This window comes from Streptomyces sp. NBC_01446 (assembly GCF_026340095.1).
Taxonomy (GTDB): domain Bacteria; phylum Actinomycetota; class Actinomycetes; order Streptomycetales; family Streptomycetaceae; genus Streptomyces; species Streptomyces aureus.
This window is the reverse complement of record NZ_JAPEPO010000001.1, coordinates 7716076-7729796: the sequence shown is the minus strand read 5'-3', so window position 1 is coordinate 7729796 and position 13721 is coordinate 7716076. Positions and strand designations below refer to the sequence as shown.

15 protein-coding genes and 1 pseudogene are annotated in these 13721 nt (G+C 70.1%); 7 read left to right on the top strand and 9 right to left on the bottom strand.

Annotated elements, in window-relative coordinates; genetic code table 11:
* Positions 1 to 77: 77 nt before the first annotated feature.
* The 5 genes and pseudogenes from OG456_RS34890 to OG456_RS34870 all read right to left on the bottom strand — a co-directional run bounded on the left by OG456_RS34890 (position 78) and on the right by OG456_RS34870 (position 3975).
* Positions 78 to 497: a hypothetical protein gene (locus OG456_RS34890; RefSeq protein ID WP_266568081.1), complete on the bottom strand. Its 420-nt coding sequence runs from the start codon at positions 495 to 497 to the stop codon at positions 78 to 80.
* Positions 498 to 627: 130 nt separating this feature from the next.
* On the bottom strand, positions 628 to 1314 hold the full coding sequence (locus OG456_RS34885) for a DUF6445 family protein (protein ID WP_266568079.1): 687 nt from the start codon (positions 1312 to 1314) through the stop codon (positions 628 to 630).
* Between the two features lie 347 nt (positions 1315 to 1661).
* A pseudogene (locus OG456_RS34880) lies at positions 1662 to 1778 on the bottom strand (integrase); the annotation flags it as partial.
* A gap of 68 nt (positions 1779 to 1846) precedes the next feature.
* Entirely contained in the window at positions 1847 to 2173 is a 327-nt protein-coding gene (locus OG456_RS34875) for a MerR family transcriptional regulator (RefSeq protein WP_266568077.1), read from the bottom strand.
* A 1169-nt stretch (positions 2174 to 3342) separates the two neighbouring features.
* The gene (locus OG456_RS34870; protein WP_266568075.1) at positions 3343 to 3975 is read right to left on the bottom strand and encodes a type III effector protein; all 633 of its coding nucleotides are present in this window, start codon (positions 3973 to 3975) and stop codon (positions 3343 to 3345) included.
* Positions 3976 to 4101: 126 nt separating this feature from the next.
* Here OG456_RS34870 and OG456_RS34865 point away from each other — a divergent pair, with 126 nt between their 5' ends.
* The 4 genes from OG456_RS34865 (at position 4102) to OG456_RS34850 (ending at position 5985) form a co-directional block, all read left to right on the top strand.
* A complete protein-coding gene (locus OG456_RS34865; protein WP_266568073.1) occupies positions 4102 to 4533 on the top strand; it encodes an Hsp20/alpha crystallin family protein in 432 nt (143 codons plus the stop codon).
* A gap of 99 nt (positions 4534 to 4632) precedes the next feature.
* Entirely contained in the window at positions 4633 to 5028 is a 396-nt protein-coding gene (locus OG456_RS34860; protein ID WP_266568071.1) for a DUF2267 domain-containing protein, read from the top strand.
* 68 nt (positions 5029 to 5096) lie between these two features.
* A complete protein-coding gene (locus OG456_RS34855; protein ID WP_266568069.1) occupies positions 5097 to 5531 on the top strand; it encodes a DUF2267 domain-containing protein in 435 nt (144 codons plus the stop codon).
* Positions 5532 to 5811: 280 nt separating this feature from the next.
* Positions 5812 to 5985 carry a hypothetical protein gene (locus OG456_RS34850; RefSeq protein ID WP_266568067.1) on the top strand — a complete coding sequence of 58 codons (174 nt, stop codon included), beginning with the start codon at positions 5812 to 5814 and terminating at the stop codon, positions 5983 to 5985.
* Positions 5986 to 6161: 176 nt separating this feature from the next.
* On the opposite strand, the gene OG456_RS34845 is transcribed toward OG456_RS34850, so the two are convergent.
* Positions 6162 to 6671 carry a helix-turn-helix domain-containing protein gene (locus OG456_RS34845; RefSeq protein ID WP_266568065.1) on the bottom strand — a complete coding sequence of 170 codons (510 nt, stop codon included), beginning with the start codon at positions 6669 to 6671 and terminating at the stop codon, positions 6162 to 6164.
* 109 nt (positions 6672 to 6780) lie between these two features.
* Between OG456_RS34845 and OG456_RS34840 the strand changes: the two genes are divergently transcribed.
* Entirely contained in the window at positions 6781 to 7566 is a 786-nt protein-coding gene (locus OG456_RS34840) for an SDR family oxidoreductase (RefSeq protein ID WP_266568063.1), read from the top strand.
* Between the two features lie 24 nt (positions 7567 to 7590).
* The gene (locus tag OG456_RS34835; protein WP_266568061.1) at positions 7591 to 7950 is read left to right on the top strand and encodes a nuclear transport factor 2 family protein; all 360 of its coding nucleotides are present in this window, start codon (positions 7591 to 7593) and stop codon (positions 7948 to 7950) included.
* Between the two features lie 81 nt (positions 7951 to 8031).
* Here OG456_RS34835 and OG456_RS34830 read toward each other — a convergent pair whose 3' ends face one another.
* The gene (locus OG456_RS34830) at positions 8032 to 9105 is read right to left on the bottom strand and encodes a hypothetical protein (RefSeq protein WP_266568059.1); all 1074 of its coding nucleotides are present in this window, start codon (positions 9103 to 9105) and stop codon (positions 8032 to 8034) included.
* Between the two features lie 222 nt (positions 9106 to 9327).
* Here OG456_RS34830 and OG456_RS34825 point away from each other — a divergent pair, with 222 nt between their 5' ends.
* On the top strand, positions 9328 to 11463 hold the full coding sequence (locus tag OG456_RS34825) for an FUSC family protein (protein WP_266568057.1): 2136 nt from the start codon (positions 9328 to 9330) through the stop codon (positions 11461 to 11463).
* 174 nt (positions 11464 to 11637) lie between these two features.
* On the opposite strand, the gene OG456_RS34820 is transcribed toward OG456_RS34825, so the two are convergent.
* A complete protein-coding gene (locus OG456_RS34820; RefSeq protein ID WP_266568055.1) occupies positions 11638 to 13455 on the bottom strand; it encodes an FAD-dependent oxidoreductase in 1818 nt (605 codons plus the stop codon).
* Positions 13455 to 13718 carry a UBP-type zinc finger domain-containing protein gene (locus tag OG456_RS34815; protein WP_266568053.1) on the bottom strand — a complete coding sequence of 88 codons (264 nt, stop codon included), beginning with the start codon at positions 13716 to 13718 and terminating at the stop codon, positions 13455 to 13457. Before OG456_RS34815 ends, OG456_RS34820 begins: the two co-directional genes overlap by 1 nt.
* Positions 13719 to 13721: the final 3 nt, after the last annotated feature.

Genomic DNA, 13721 nt, shown 5'->3' with positions numbered 1-13721 from the left:
AATCTGTAACTCCGCATTGCCGACTTGCACATGTCGCAAGATGTTCCTGGGCTGTACATGGCAGAACGCTGGCGTGATCACGGTTGACAGAACCCGCAATGAGACGTCGAAACGTTGAAGGGCAACCTCAACTGGGCGGAGCTCGCGGTGGCGATGCCCATGTCGGTGCGGGGCGCGCCGGGTTGGGTGGCGATGGTGATGCCGGCCATCGAAGGGCCGGGGTGCAGGGCGGTGGTTGTGGTGAGCCGGTTGCCCGCCGTCGTGCCGGAGCGGCAGGAGCAGCAGCCCGGAGGGGGCGGCCGAGTGGCCGCGGCTGTACTGGAAGTACACCGGCGGGAGATACCGACTGGCAGCGTGGCGACCTGGAAGCTGAGACCGGCGGTAAGCAGGGTGGTGTAGGCGCGGTGGCCGAAGAGGTGCTGCGGCAGGACGGGGACGGCGGCGCGCCGTTCGACGAGGCTCCAACTGTCGCGCATGACCGCGCCGGTCAAGCTCACCGCCGTGGCGTCGACCTCGACGGCGCCCCACGGCCCGGGACGCCGCCCGGAGGGCGGTTGCGGACGGCGTCCTCGACCGGCTGTACCTGTTGGGCCGTTGACCGGCCGGAGGGCGTGCTGGCCGTTCCTGCTAGCGCTCGGCCATCCAGAAGAAGACCGCCGTCATCCGTTTGTCCTCCAGCGTGGTTCCGCAGTAGCCGCTGGCGCTGTGGATGGTGTTGGCGGTGTAGAGGAGCAGGCGATTGTGGCGGTTCGGAACGGTGACGTCTTCGATGAACGAGTCCGGCGGGACGAAGCGCGTCCCCAACGCGTCCACCAGGTTATTGTGCGGCGCCGCCACCGTGTTGCCGCCCAGCAGGCCGCCGGGCATGCGCTGGCGGTAGAACCCGGTCCCGCAGTTCTTGGGTGCGTTCGGGGTGAGGTAGAGCACCGCCGCGTACCGGCACACGGCCCGTGAGTCCGTGTGCGGTCGGGGCTCTGACTCGCCCTCGCCGACGACCTGGATGCAGTTGTGGTCGGTGGCTCCGCCCATGGCGGAGGCCGGTGCCCAGATCTTGCGCGCACCGGTCGCCTTCCTGACCAGCTTCTCCACATGAGCCAGCTCGTCGGGTTCCAGCCCCGGCTTCGTACGCAGTCCCGGCCAGGTCTCGGGCCGGTGCGGATAACCCTGCGTCCAGTTGTCCGTGGCCAGGCAGCGCTTGCGGACCGCGTCGGGGTCCGCAAGCACGTCGTCCAGCACCCAGTAGTCCCTGCCGCGTGTGGGCTTGCGGTACGGAAGTGTCGGAAGCCCCGGCTTACGGGGCGGGCGCTGCGGCATGCCCAGAACCTAGGAGCGGACATGGCCCGGGAGGATCATGTGCAGGTCAATTGTCTGTCAAGGTCTGCCAGCGCTCGGGGGTTGCAGGCGTAGGGCAAACGCCGGTGCCCGGCGCGCCGCGAAGCCGCGGAGATCCGCCGGGTGTGTGGTCCCATATCGGATTTCCGTTCCCCACTTTCAGCTCCGGCGGGGACTTCACCGCCCCGAGCGCGCGCGGCGGGTTGCGGCTCAAGACGGCAGACCTGGACGGACCGGCGTACGACGCGTGCGTGCAGGCCCTGACCCGCGGCGGCCGCCTCTCTGAGGACCTCAACCACCTGTACGACGTGGCCCGTTGGAGCTTCCGCGGCGTTCTCGTGCCGGAGCACGAGCAACTCCGCATCCTTCGCCGCGTCGCTGCGAAGCAGCACCGACGGGAGGGAGGGCAACTTCCGGGTCACCGTGTACAGCAGGGACACGATCACCCGGGCATGCTGCCAGCAGCTGCGTCCCCGCAGCCACCGGCGACGATGGCTTTTCGAGCGGCACGGGCCTATGGATTCGTCGATTCGGCGGCGCGGCGGTATTGGGCGTTGAGGCGCTGGGCTTCTTCGAGCTGGTCTTCGAGGATGACGATGCGGCAGGCGGCCTCGATGGGCGTGCCCTGATCGACGAGTTCGCGCGCGCGGGCGGCGATGCGCAGTTGGTAGCGGGAGTAGCGGCGGTGGCCGCCCTCGGAGCGCAGCGGGGTGATGAGGCGGGCTTCACCGATAGCGCGGAGGAAGCCCTGAGTGGAGCCGATCATCTCGGCGGCCCGGCCCATGGTGTAGGCGGGGTAGTCGTCGTCATCGAGACGTCCGAACGAGTCGTCTGCTGTCATTGCACCTCTCTGTGGAACGCGTGGAGGGGCCCTGGTGCCGTGCGGCACCAGGGCCCCGAAGGAACTGCTACACCATCTGCCGACCCTATTACTGCGTCGGCCTGCTGTTTCCGCAGACCCGGCCGAACTGCTGCCGGGGTTGCGGGGATCGCGGTTGCTTGACCGGAGACCACCTCACTATCGATGTCCTGCGGTACCCGGGCCCAAGACTTCCGCCCGGGCGATCCTGATGGCGCCTGGATCCTCCGTTCTTTCCCTCTGAACCAATCACTTACCGAAGGGGAACTGCATACTGCTGGGTCCTGCGAACTGCTGGTGGCCTTCAACACCGCCACCCTTCGGCAGCCAGCCCCGTCGCCCGTCCTGCATCTGCTCTGGCTTAGAACCCCACTGCCGAACCTCCCGGCACGCGCGCCCGCAGCCGACGCCTTTACCGGGGAACCACTGACAAACACACTGCTGGAACTGCGAACTACACCTACTGAACTGCCACTGCGGTACTGCTCACGGCGGCCCCTGATCACTGCGGGCCACCCGGTCCGGTCGTCAGTCCCGTCGCCGTCCTGCAACAACGCTGGCTTCGACACTCCACCACCGCACCGTCCTGCAAACTGCTGTACTGCTGTACTGCTGCCCGGCAGTTCATCTCTGCCCGGCCTTCCTTGATCTCGGCTACGAGAGAAACCATAACCACGCCACCACCCAATGTCTACTCCAGCCAACACAGATTTCCTTGTGTTCGACCGTGAGGTAGTCGGCTTCGAACGGACCAGGAGCGGGCAGCGGCCCCAGAACCGGGCAGCAACCCCACCGCCGGCACCGCTCACGCCTGTCGGTGCCGCGAGCGAGAGCGCCGCAGGACGCATCGTGCGGCTTTACTCATGGCCAGCCGCACCCCGCTCCCGCCCCGCACGCCGCCAGATCGGCGGGACGCACGGGCCGGGCGGACAGGGCAGGACGTTGTCGATCCGGTGACCAGGGCGACCGGATGGGCAGGGTGAGCGGCAGCGTCGCGACTGATCGCTTCCGCGATCGTCGGCGGTGCACGTGATGTGCCCCCCGGCCTTCAGGGAAGCCCGGGCGGGCCGGCCGCGCCCTTGTGCGGCGGCTTGCACTGCGCGCGGCGGCATGACCGTCATTACGCGTGGCCGGGCGAGTCAGGGCGCCGGTCACCCCTGCCCGATGAGGGTGTCGAGCTGGGTGGCGAGGCGGGGGTGGGCGCCGGTCAGGTAGGGGCGGGTCGCGGCCAGGGGGTGGATGAGGGCTTCGGGGTCGTTGTGGGCGAGGGCCGCGTCGAGCTGAACGAGAGGGGTGCGAGAGGCCGGGGGGAGGTCGGTCAGGGCGGTGATCTGTCCCGCGAGGCGGCGCAGAGCCGCGGCGTTGTCGCGGGCCCATGCCGTGTGGGTGCGGTCGGCGGCGCGGCGTTCGCGGGTGGCCTGGACGCGCTGTTCACCGGTGGTTCCGGCAGGGCCGGGGCGGTTGCGCAGATAGCGGCGTTCGGCGGCCTGGCGGCTGGCCACGCCGAGGGGGTGCGCGAGGTCGGCCCAGCTCGCTCCCGCGTGGCGGGCGGTTTCGATCAGACCGGTCTCCCATCCGGCGAGCTGCTCGCGAACCTGCCGCAGCAGCAGGAGCGACGCCAGGACCTGCTGCGGGCCGGTACCTGCGCCGGCGGGGTCGGCAGCGCGGCCATGGGCGTCGTGCACGGCGTGGTCGATGGCTTCCAGGGCCGCGGCGGCTGCCAGGAACGAGGCCGGGCTCCGGTCGTCGGGGTGGGAGGGGGGCGGCTGGCCGGCTGCTGTCACGGGAACTCCTTCCGGCTGTCATCCTTTCGACGACAGGTTGTTTGTCATCCATTGGATGACATGTTACAACGGTGTCAGTGAAGCGCATTGGCGGGTACAACCCGAACCTTCTGGAGGTGTTTCGCGATGTTGATGCGCACTGACCCTTTCCGTGAACTCGACCGCCTCGCCCAGCAGCTGACCGGCACGGGCACCTGGACGCGGCCGTCCGCGATGGCGATGGACGCCTACCGCGAGGGCGACGAGTACGTGGTGGCCTTCGACCTCCCCGGCGTCAGCGCGGAGGCGATCGACATCGACGTCGAGCGGAACATGCTGACGGTCAAGGCCGAGCGCCGGCCCGCGGCGAAGGCCGACGACGTGCAGATGGAACTGTCGGAACGGCCGCTGGGCGTGTTCTCCCGCCAGATCGTGCTGGCCGACACCCTGGACACCGAGCGCATCAAGGCCGACTACGACGCCGGGGTGCTGACCCTGCGCATCCCGATCGCCGAGCGCGCCAAGCCCCGCAAGATCTCGATCGGCGGGGAGTCCTCCCGTACGGAGATCTCCGGCTGAGCTCGGCGATCCGGGCGGGCCAGCTGCGCAGGACGGGCACCTGATCTCCCCCTCCGCCCGTCCTGCGCACCCCTCAGGCCAACAGAGGCGGTGTCGGACATGACCCTGCGATGGGAAGCGTTCCTCGATCAGGTCAAGGAACGCGGCGAGTACGAGAGCGCCCAGGAAGCGGAACGCGCGGCCCGCGTCGTCCTCGCCCTGCTCGGCGCCCACCTGGTCGGCGGCGTGCGTGCCGAACTGGCCGCACGCCTGCCGGAAACCTTCGCCTTGATCCTCCTCAACCCGCTGCAGAGCGCTGAACCGCTCTCACCCGAGCGGTTCGTGCGGGCCACGGCGGCCTGGATCGAGGGAGCCACCGAAGCGACCGCGGCCTGGGACGTCAGCGCCGTCCTGAGCACCGCCGCCGACGCGGCCGGCGACGAGCTCACGCAGCAGATCCTGCTCCAGCTGCCAGCCGGCTACGACCTGCTCTTCGGCCGCCCCCAGCCCACCTGACCACCCACGGGTGCCCGCGTCAGCGGGGCACCCCCCACCTCGGCTACGAGAAAGGCAACTACGCAGTGATGTCCGACCAGCGTGAACCGGCCCAGCGCCTTGCGGCGATGACGTTCGAGGAGATGCTGGAGAAAGTCCGCTACGAAGGGGCCTACCCCACCCGCGAACGGGCCGCCGAAGCCGTCCGCCTGGTCCTTTCAGGACTCGGCGAACAGCTGACCGGCGATGAACGCGTCGAGCTGGCAGCCTGCCTGCCCTTCGAGGCCGCCCGCATCCTCACCCAACAGATCCCCGCAATCGAGCCCCTCACGGGCTGGGCCTTCGTCAAAGAACTCGCCACCCGAACCGGCGCCACCCCGGCCACCGTCCGCTGGGACACCGGCTCTGTCCTGGCCGCCGTCGCCACTCTCGCCGGCCCCGACCTCCTCACCCGCGTCCTCGACCAGCTCCCCACCGGCTACGCCCTCCTGTTCGGCCGCGCCGAACTCACCCAAGCCGCCTGAGACACGACACACCGCATGCAGCCGCGCGACAACCCGCACCCCCGTATTCCGGCCCCGGATCAAAGCAACCGCGGCCGGCACTGAGATCGGCCCCAAAGAGGAGCAGGTCCCGACCGACAGGCCGGGACCTGCCGCATGACGTCCGACTGCGGCCGAGGGCTAATCAGGGTTCCATGGGCACGGCCACCGATACTCGGCGCTTGGTTCGCCGCACGTTAACGGCACCTCATTTACGCAAAGCCGCAGCCCGCCGGGACGACTATCCCGTCGGTTCGTTGGCGTGCGTACGCCCGCCTGCGGCCCGGACGGTGGAGAGCGACGTCACCTCTACCTCATGCTCGACGCCTTCCGCGCCGAGCGGGCCCACCCACTGCCCGAACCGCCCATGACCCCCAGCCAGGCCTACGACGCCATGGTCCGCCTCGGCGGTACCGGCGCCTGCACGGCGACCTGACCGCAGCAGCGGACGCTCTCCGCGATCACACGGCCCGCACCGGCGCGCTCGTCAGGCGGAGGAAGTTCGCATTTCTGCGGTGACCGGTCCCCCTGCGGCATCGCCTCACGGCCGCTTCCGTAACGTGGCGCCAAGCCAGCGAGCGGACACCTCGACACGGACCGGCTTCGCGCGCTCTAGGCTCCTTGCGCCGGAGGCGTCGGCCCCTTCGCGTAGCGGTCGCGCATGGCCTCGCTGGCTGCAGGGCCCGCCGTGAAGACATACGCGGCGCTGTCGTCGAGCCGGCTGCCGGTCTTGGCGTCGACGACCACGGGCTCGACCTGCTCCCCGCTGTTCGCGTCAACGAGGATCATGCTGCGTTCCTCCGGCGCGAGGCGGGCGTTACCCCAGGCGGCCAGGGCGACGATCACCGGGCGCAGGGAACGCCCGAGTTCGGTGAGTACGTACTCGTGGCGGACGGGGCCGGTCTGATATGGCCTGCGTTCCAGCAGCCCGTCTGTGACGAGGGTCTTCAGGCGGGTGGTGAGCATGCTGGAGGAGATGCCCAGGCTCTCCTGGAACTGGTCGAAGCGGGTGTAGCCGTCGAAGGCGTCGTGGAGGATCAGCAGCGTCCACCACTCGCCGACGTGCTCCACCGTCGTGGACAGCGGGCACTCACGGTCCTCCAGCCTGATCCGGCTCGCCATGTCGACCATCCCCTCAGTTACTGCTAAAGTCGAAGTTAGTAGCTTCTATTTTAGCAGTAATGATAGGGGCGGCGCCGTCGGATGCCCGCGCCCCAGAACGGACCACACCGTGACTACCTCCATCAATGAATCCCTCGAAGGTCGGCGCGCCCTGGTCACCGGCGGCACCAAGGGCACCGGAGCCGCCATCGCCCGACGCCTCGCCCAGGCCGGCGCGAGGGTTCTCGTCACCTCCCGCAGCCGCCCCGCCGACGTCGAGGACAAGACCTTCATCGCCGCCGACCTGTCCACCGCCGAGGGCGCCGCCCACGTGATCGCGGAGGCAGACGCCCGCATGGGAGGCGTCGACATCCTGGTCAACACGCTCGGCGGTTCCGAGGCGCCCGCCGGCGGATTCGCCGCGCTCGGCGACGACGCCTGGGCCACGGAGCTGAACACCAACCTGCTGGCCGCCGTCCGCCTGGACCGCGGCCTCCTGCCCGGCATGATCACGGCCGGCAAGGGCGCGGTCGTCCACGTCACCTCGATCCAGCGCCGCATGCCCCTGTGGAACGGCACCCTGGCCTACGCCGCCGCCAAGGCCGCGCTGACCACCTACAGCAAGGGCCTGGCCAACGAGGTCGCACCGCACGGCGTCCGCGTCAACACCGTCTCACCCGGCTTCACCCAGACCACCGCCGCCGACAACCTGATCGCCCGGATCGCCCAGGACGCGGGCATCACCCAGGAGGCCGCACTGGGCCGGCTAATGGATTCGCTCGGCGGGATCCCTCTGGGCCGTCCCAACCGGCCCGAGGAAGTCGCCGAACTCGTCGCCTTCCTCGTCTCCGACCGCGCCTCGTCCATCACCGGCGCCGAATACGTCATCGACGGCGGCACCACCCCCACCGTCTGACCCGCTACGACCCGAAGGACCGTCATGCACGACAACCGGCCCCACGCCCTCACTGCCGACTCGCTCCCCGAGACAATCACCCGATACCTCAAGGCACACCGAGCCCACGACATCGCCACGGCGATCACCGCATTCACCAGCGACGCCACGGTGACCGACGACGGCACCACCTACGAGGGCACGGCCGCGATCGAGCAGTGGCTCAGCCGGTCCGCCAGCGAATTCACCTACACCATCGAACTCACCGGCGCCCAGCAGACCGACGCCACCCACTACAGCGCCACCCACCACCTCGAAGGAGACTTCCCCGGCGGCACCATCGACCTGCACTACCGCTTCACACTCCGCGACCACCTCATCGAACAGCTCGTCATCGCCCCCTGACCACGCGCCGCGGTCCGGAGGGGAGGCCGACGTCCTCGGGCCGTAGCCGCTCGCGACGGCTACGTGGCCCGGCTGCAGCCCCTATCCGCCACTGTCGGACCAGGTTGTGTCCTGCCGTTGCCCCAGCCGCTGTCGCTCCCCGTAAGCCGCCTGCCGCACCACCTGATCGTCTTCCAGCCCCGCGCCCAACGCGCCGCCCACCGTACCCATGGACGTGATGAACCATGCGAGGGACAGGTAGTAGGCCGCGTCGGGTTCGTGACCGAGCACCGGTCCCAGCGTGCCGGAGGGGAGCAGGAACAGTGCCGTGAGAGCAATGAGCACGAACAGCGCGGCGTATAGGAAGGCGATCCCCAGGTAAAGGGTGACGACCGTGGCCAGGTTGTACAGCCGGGCCTGGTACCGGGCCAGACTCCCGCGAGGGCGCTCCCACAGTTCGTGGTCGATGACGAGCCAGGCCACCACAGCGGTGATGGACAGGAAGGTGAGCGCGCAGGCACGGCCCGGACCAAGATGGCGGCTGACGTTCCAGACGTCGCTGCTCAGAAGGCCGAAGGAGGCTGTCGCGAAGACGACGGCGAGGACCCTGGACAGGCCGGTGAACAGCAGCCACGGCCGATTGGCCCGCACCATTCCGGCGAGCAGGCGCAGCCTCCCGCTGCGGCCCGGCAGCACGAGGTACCGCTCCGCCCCGCCCGGCCGGTGCACCTCCTCCTGTGGCCCGGCGGACGCTGCGAGGAGTTCGGAGACGGCGTAGAGCGCCGCGTCGCGCGCCCGACGGGAGACGCGGAACCACCCGAGTGAGGGCAGAGACACCAGGGCGACGCGCTCCGGCCGGCTCAACATCAGGACGACGGGGCGGGCGTTGGCCCGGAAGGGCAGGTCCGTGACGAACAGGGCCAGGTCCCACGTTCTGCCGTGCAGCCGCTGGGTGAGCGCCCGCACCATGCTCGGCGGGTCGGCCTGCGCGGCGAGCGCGAGCGCACTCGAATTCACCGACACGCGCCAGTCCACGTCCACCCGGACGCTGCTGAGGAGGCCGACGAGATCAGCCTGCAGACGGCGCGCGACGTCGGTCGGCCACCCCGGGTCGGACACCAGAACGAGATCGAGCGTCACTCGTCCGGCCGGGTCACGCTCTTCTGGTGTGATCATCGTTCCCGTGCGTTCATCCGTCGCCGTGGACAGTGAGCGCGACTTCGGGGGCGCGCTCGGAGGTGAGCGGTACTGCGGTGCTCGTCGTCAGCAACGCTAGGCCACACCGGGCAGTCCCGCACGGGTTGCCGCGGCAAGCGTCGGCAGCACGCGCTCCAGGAGTGCCGACGCGAAGTGAGTGCCGATGCGACGAGTCGCCGCCTTCGTCCTAGGCTCGGAACCGTGAGATGGCTACGGGCGCTGGATGACTCCATGCGCGCCGGGCTTCGCGTTGAGCGGACGCGGCTGGAACCCCTGGTCGCACTGCGCGCCGCGGCCGGGGTGGCGACGGTGATCACGCTCGCACTGTGGCTGGTGTCCCCGGCCTACGCTGCCTCCGCGGCGTTCGGCGCGTTCTCGGCTGGCGCCTCCTCCTTCCAGCGGGGCTGGCGCCCGCGCAAAATGGTCGCGCTGACCGCCGGTTTCGGACTGGCCGTCAGCACCTTCCTCGGCTATCTGGTGGCAGGACACCTCGCCCTCTTCGTCCCGCTGCTGGCCGTGTGGGCCTTTCTCGCGGGTATGGCCTGGGCGGTCGGACGGAACGCCGGCATCGTGGCGACGGCCACGGTGGGCATCATGCTCGTCACGATCACCCTGCCCGCCGGCATCGAGCAGACGCTTGAGCACGCCGCGGTGATCGCGTTCGGCGGTGTGGTGCAGGCGACGCTGATCCTGCTGTTTCCCATCCGCAGGTGGGGGGCGCACCGTGACGCGCTCGCCGACGCACTGGCTGCCGAGGCGGACTACGCCCGACGGCTGCGCCAGGACCCGACGGCCCCCTTCGATCCGCAGCCGCTGATGACCGCGCGCAGCGCCGCCACCCTCACCCCGTCGCAGGCACGCCGTCGGCCCCGCGTCCTGCACGGTCCGCGGGGCCTGGCCGAACGCATCCGGCCGGCCCTCGCCGCGCTCGCCGACCCTCGGGTCGGGGCCCCGGCGGAGGGCCCTGGGCGGGACCGGGCTCGGGAGCTGCTGAGCGCCGCCGCCGACGTCCTCGACGCCGCCGCGCGATCCATCCGCCACGGCACTGCGATCCAAGTTCCCGCCAGAGCACTCCAGGCTTTGCGCATCGACGAGGATGACGAGGTGCTGGACGGGCCCGCGCGCCGCGCGGCCGCCCAGCTGAGCAGGCTTCTGGATGAGGTGCTGGAGATCGTCGACAGTCGTGACACCCGTGCGCCGCCCGCTGCGGCCGGTGCGGACGGGCAGCTCCTAGTGGAGCCCACGATGTTCCGGCTGGTGCCCGTGGTCGTACGCGCCATGCGTCGCGAGCTCCGCCCTGACTCGCCCGTGCTGCGGCATGCCGTGCGCCTAGGGGCGGTTGCCTCCCTCGGGTACCTGCTCGGCACGTCGCTGCCCCTGGGCCACGGCTACTGGGTGCCCCTCACCTCCGTGATGGTGCTGCGACCGGACTTCCACCAGACCTACGCGCGTTCCGTGGGGCGGTTCGTGGGCACCGTCGTCGGGGTCGGGCTGGCGACCGGAGTGGAAACGGTCCATCCGGACGCGTTCGTGTCCGGCGGCCTGGCTGTGGGTTCCGCCGCGCTGACGTATCTGTTCATGCGTACCGGATACGCCGTCTCGCAGTGCATGACAGCGGCGTACGTCGTCTTCCTCCTCGGCATGGGCGGCGAGGCATGGCAGCAGACGGTACGGGACCGTGTACTGCTCACCCTGCTCGGCGGTGCGCTGGCGATGCTGGCGTACGTCGTTTACCCGGCCTGGGAGACACCTCGGCTGCGGGACCGGCTCGCGGACTGGCTCGGCGCGAACGGTCGGTACGCGGCTGCCGTGCTCCGCACCTTCGCCGAGCCATCCGGGAAGGGGCGTGCGGATGTGCGGCGGGCACTGCTCGACAGCCGCGCCGCCAACGCCACGTGGGCCGAGGCGTTCACCCAGGCCAGCCGTGAGCCAGTACGACATCGCGGCCTGACGCACCACGAGGCCGAGGAGGCGCAGGACGCGCTGCGGTCACTCGGCCGGGCCGCCATGCTGCTTGAGAGCCATCTGCCCGACGGCGACGACGCCCGCCCCGTTCCGCAGGCGGCTCGGCTGGCCGACGCCCTGGAGACGGACACCGCGCACGCGGCGCGGAACCTGCGCGAGGGGCACGACCTCAAATGGGAGCATGTCGCCGATGTTCTCGACGAGTGGGACACCGATGGAGGCGAGCAGGACCGGGTCGCGCGGCGAGGAGCGGAGCTCCATGCGCAGGCGCTGAATGAGCTGTCGACTGCCGTGAGCCGGACACCGCTCGAGCGCGACGTCGAGCCTGCCCGGCAGGAGCGGCGCGAACACGCGGAGCAGACCGCCCAGTGACAACTGCCTTGCCCGGCAGCGCAGTTGCTGCTCCCGCTTCGGTCACTGTCCCCTCTTCAATGACGGGTGTTCGCCCGCCGCGCATTCCCGCGCGTGCACCCCTGCGCCCTGTCAACAGGCCCACGGCCCAACGTGGCCCTTCTTCCTTCTCGTGATCTCATCGCCCGCCATGTGTCATGCGAGCCATGCGGACTCCTTGTGACGTATGTGTGGGGGGAGGTCCGAGCCGCCCGCGGGAGCGGAGGTGCCCGTGGTGGTGAGGGCGGCGGCCGAGTGCCCCAGGTGCCGGTGCACGAAGTGGATGGCCATCGCGCCCTCCCCGGCTGCCGAGGCCACCCGCTTCACCGAGCCGCTACGGGCGTCCCCGGCCGCGAAGACCCCGGGCAGACTGGTCTCCAGGGTCATGCAGGAGCGCCCGCGGCTGTGCCACACCTCGGGGTAGGCGCAGGCTTCCTGGGCCTCCGGCCCGGTGAGGACGAAGCCGCGGGAGTCGAGGGCGATGGTGCCGGCGAGCCACTCGGTGTGGGGGTCGGCGCCGGTGAAGACGAACAGGCCCCGTACGGCCAGCGGGCGGTGCTCGCCCGTGCGGTTGTCGACCACGTCGAGCTCCTCCAGCACCTCCTGGCCGGTGACCTCGGTGACCTCTGTGTGCAGCATGACCTCCACCTGCGGATGGCGCTCGACCTGGTCGACCAGGTAGCGGGACATGTTGTCCTCAAGGCTGCGTCCTCGGACCAGCAGGTACACCTTGGGCGCGTACCCGGCGAGGAAGAGCACCGCCTGGCCCGCCGAGTTGCCACCGCCGACCACGGCCACCGGGTCAGTGCGGCACTGCTGGGCTTCGTAGACGGTCGCCGAGTAGTGGACGCTTGTTCCCTCCAGGCGTTCGATGCCCTGCACCTGTAGCCGGCGGTAGCGGGCACCCGTGGCCAGGATGACGGCGCGGGCGGCGATCTCGCTGCCGTCAGCGAACTCCACCACGTAGTGGTCGTCGTCCTTGGGATGGAGACCGGTCGCCTCCGCCGGAAGGCTGATCCTGGCGCCGAACTTGTCGGCCTGGAGCAGGGCACGTTCGGTGAGTTCGGCGCCGGAGACGCCGGAGGGGAAGCCGAGCAGATTCTCGATGCGGGACGACGTGGCGGCCTGGCCGCCGGTGGCCAACGCCTCCACCACGGTGGTGCTCAGGCCCTCGGAGGCGGCATACACCGCGGCAGCGAGGCCGGCGGGTCCGGAGCCGACGATCAGGATGTCGCCGTGACGGTTTCCGGAAGGCAGTGACGGCAGGCCGATGAGCTGGGCCAGTGCCGCGTTGCTGGGGTTGCGCAACAAGGTGGTGTCCCGCCAGATGACGAGCGGTGTCTCTTCCGGGCCGACGCCGAAGCGGCGCAGCAGCTCCTCGGCCTCCTCGTCGGTCTCCAGGTCGATCCACCGGTGCGGCAGCCGGTTGCGGATGGCGAACTCGCGCAGCCGCCTGGTGTCGGGCGAGTAGCGCGAGCCGATGACGCGGAAGCCGACGCCCTGTCCGACGAGCAGCGCGCGACGGCCCAGACAGGCGCGCAGTACGACGTCCCCGAAGGTGGAGTCCTGGGCCACCAGGCGGCGCAACTGGTCCAAGGAGACGACGAGGACCTCGCCCGGCTCCCTGGCGACAGCGGTGTAGAAGGCCACCTGCCCGTGCAGCAGCCCGAGTTCGCCGATGAAGCGACCGGGGCCGTGCGCGCGCAGCATGTGCTCCTCGGGAGTGCCGTAGTCCTCGACGACGGCGACGGAACCGCTGAGGACGACGAAGAACGTCTCGCAGCGCTCCCCCTCCCGGATCAGCACGTCGTTCGCAGCCATGCTCCTGCGTTGCCCGTGCTCCGCCAGGCGCGCTATCTGGTCCTGCGTAAGGCGCGGATACGCGCCGTAGAGGTCCGGGGTCTCCCAGGAGACGGCCTCGTCCGCTTCCTCCGGCACCGGTTCTTCGCTCGGCAGCGACTGGTCGCCGGACATCAGACGAACGCCTCGTGGACGTAGCACCAGCGCCATTCCTCGCCGGGCTGGAACGACTGCACGATCGGATGGCCGTCGGAAGCGGCGTGCCTGCGCGCGTGCTTGTTCGGCGAGGAGTCACAGCAGCCGACGTGCCCGCAGCTCAGGCAGAGCCTCAGGTGGACCCACGGGGAGCCGAGCAGCAGACACTCCTGACACCCTTCTGGGGTCAGCGGCTGGACCGGCCGGACAAGCGCGAGGTGGGGGTCTGGGTGCAGGGTCATCGG

Excerpts from the sequence above, each read along its gene's own strand:
- OG456_RS34885 (WP_266568079.1), bottom strand. The coding sequence starts at position 1,314 with ATGCCGCAGCGCCCGCCCCGTAAGCCGGGGCTTCCGACACTTCCGTAC.
- OG456_RS34875 (WP_266568077.1), bottom strand. The coding sequence starts at position 2,173 with ATGACAGCAGACGACTCGTTCGGACGTCTCGATGACGACGACTACCCC.
- OG456_RS34865 (WP_266568073.1), top strand. The coding sequence starts at position 4,102 with ATGTTGATGCGCACTGACCCTTTCCGTGAACTCGACCGCCTCGCCCAG.
- OG456_RS34860 (WP_266568071.1), top strand. The coding sequence starts at position 4,633 with ATGACCCTGCGATGGGAAGCGTTCCTCGATCAGGTCAAGGAACGCGGC.
- OG456_RS34855 (WP_266568069.1), top strand. The coding sequence starts at position 5,097 with ATGTCCGACCAGCGTGAACCGGCCCAGCGCCTTGCGGCGATGACGTTC.
- OG456_RS34845 (WP_266568065.1), bottom strand. The coding sequence starts at position 6,671 with ATGGCGAGCCGGATCAGGCTGGAGGACCGTGAGTGCCCGCTGTCCACG.
- OG456_RS34835 (WP_266568061.1), top strand. The coding sequence starts at position 7,591 with ATGCACGACAACCGGCCCCACGCCCTCACTGCCGACTCGCTCCCCGAG.
- OG456_RS34830 (WP_266568059.1), bottom strand. The coding sequence starts at position 9,105 with ATGATCACACCAGAAGAGCGTGACCCGGCCGGACGAGTGACGCTCGAT.
- OG456_RS34820 (WP_266568055.1), bottom strand. The coding sequence starts at position 13,455 with ATGTCCGGCGACCAGTCGCTGCCGAGCGAAGAACCGGTGCCGGAGGAA.
- OG456_RS34815 (WP_266568053.1), bottom strand. The coding sequence starts at position 13,718 with ATGACCCTGCACCCAGACCCCCACCTCGCGCTTGTCCGGCCGGTCCAG.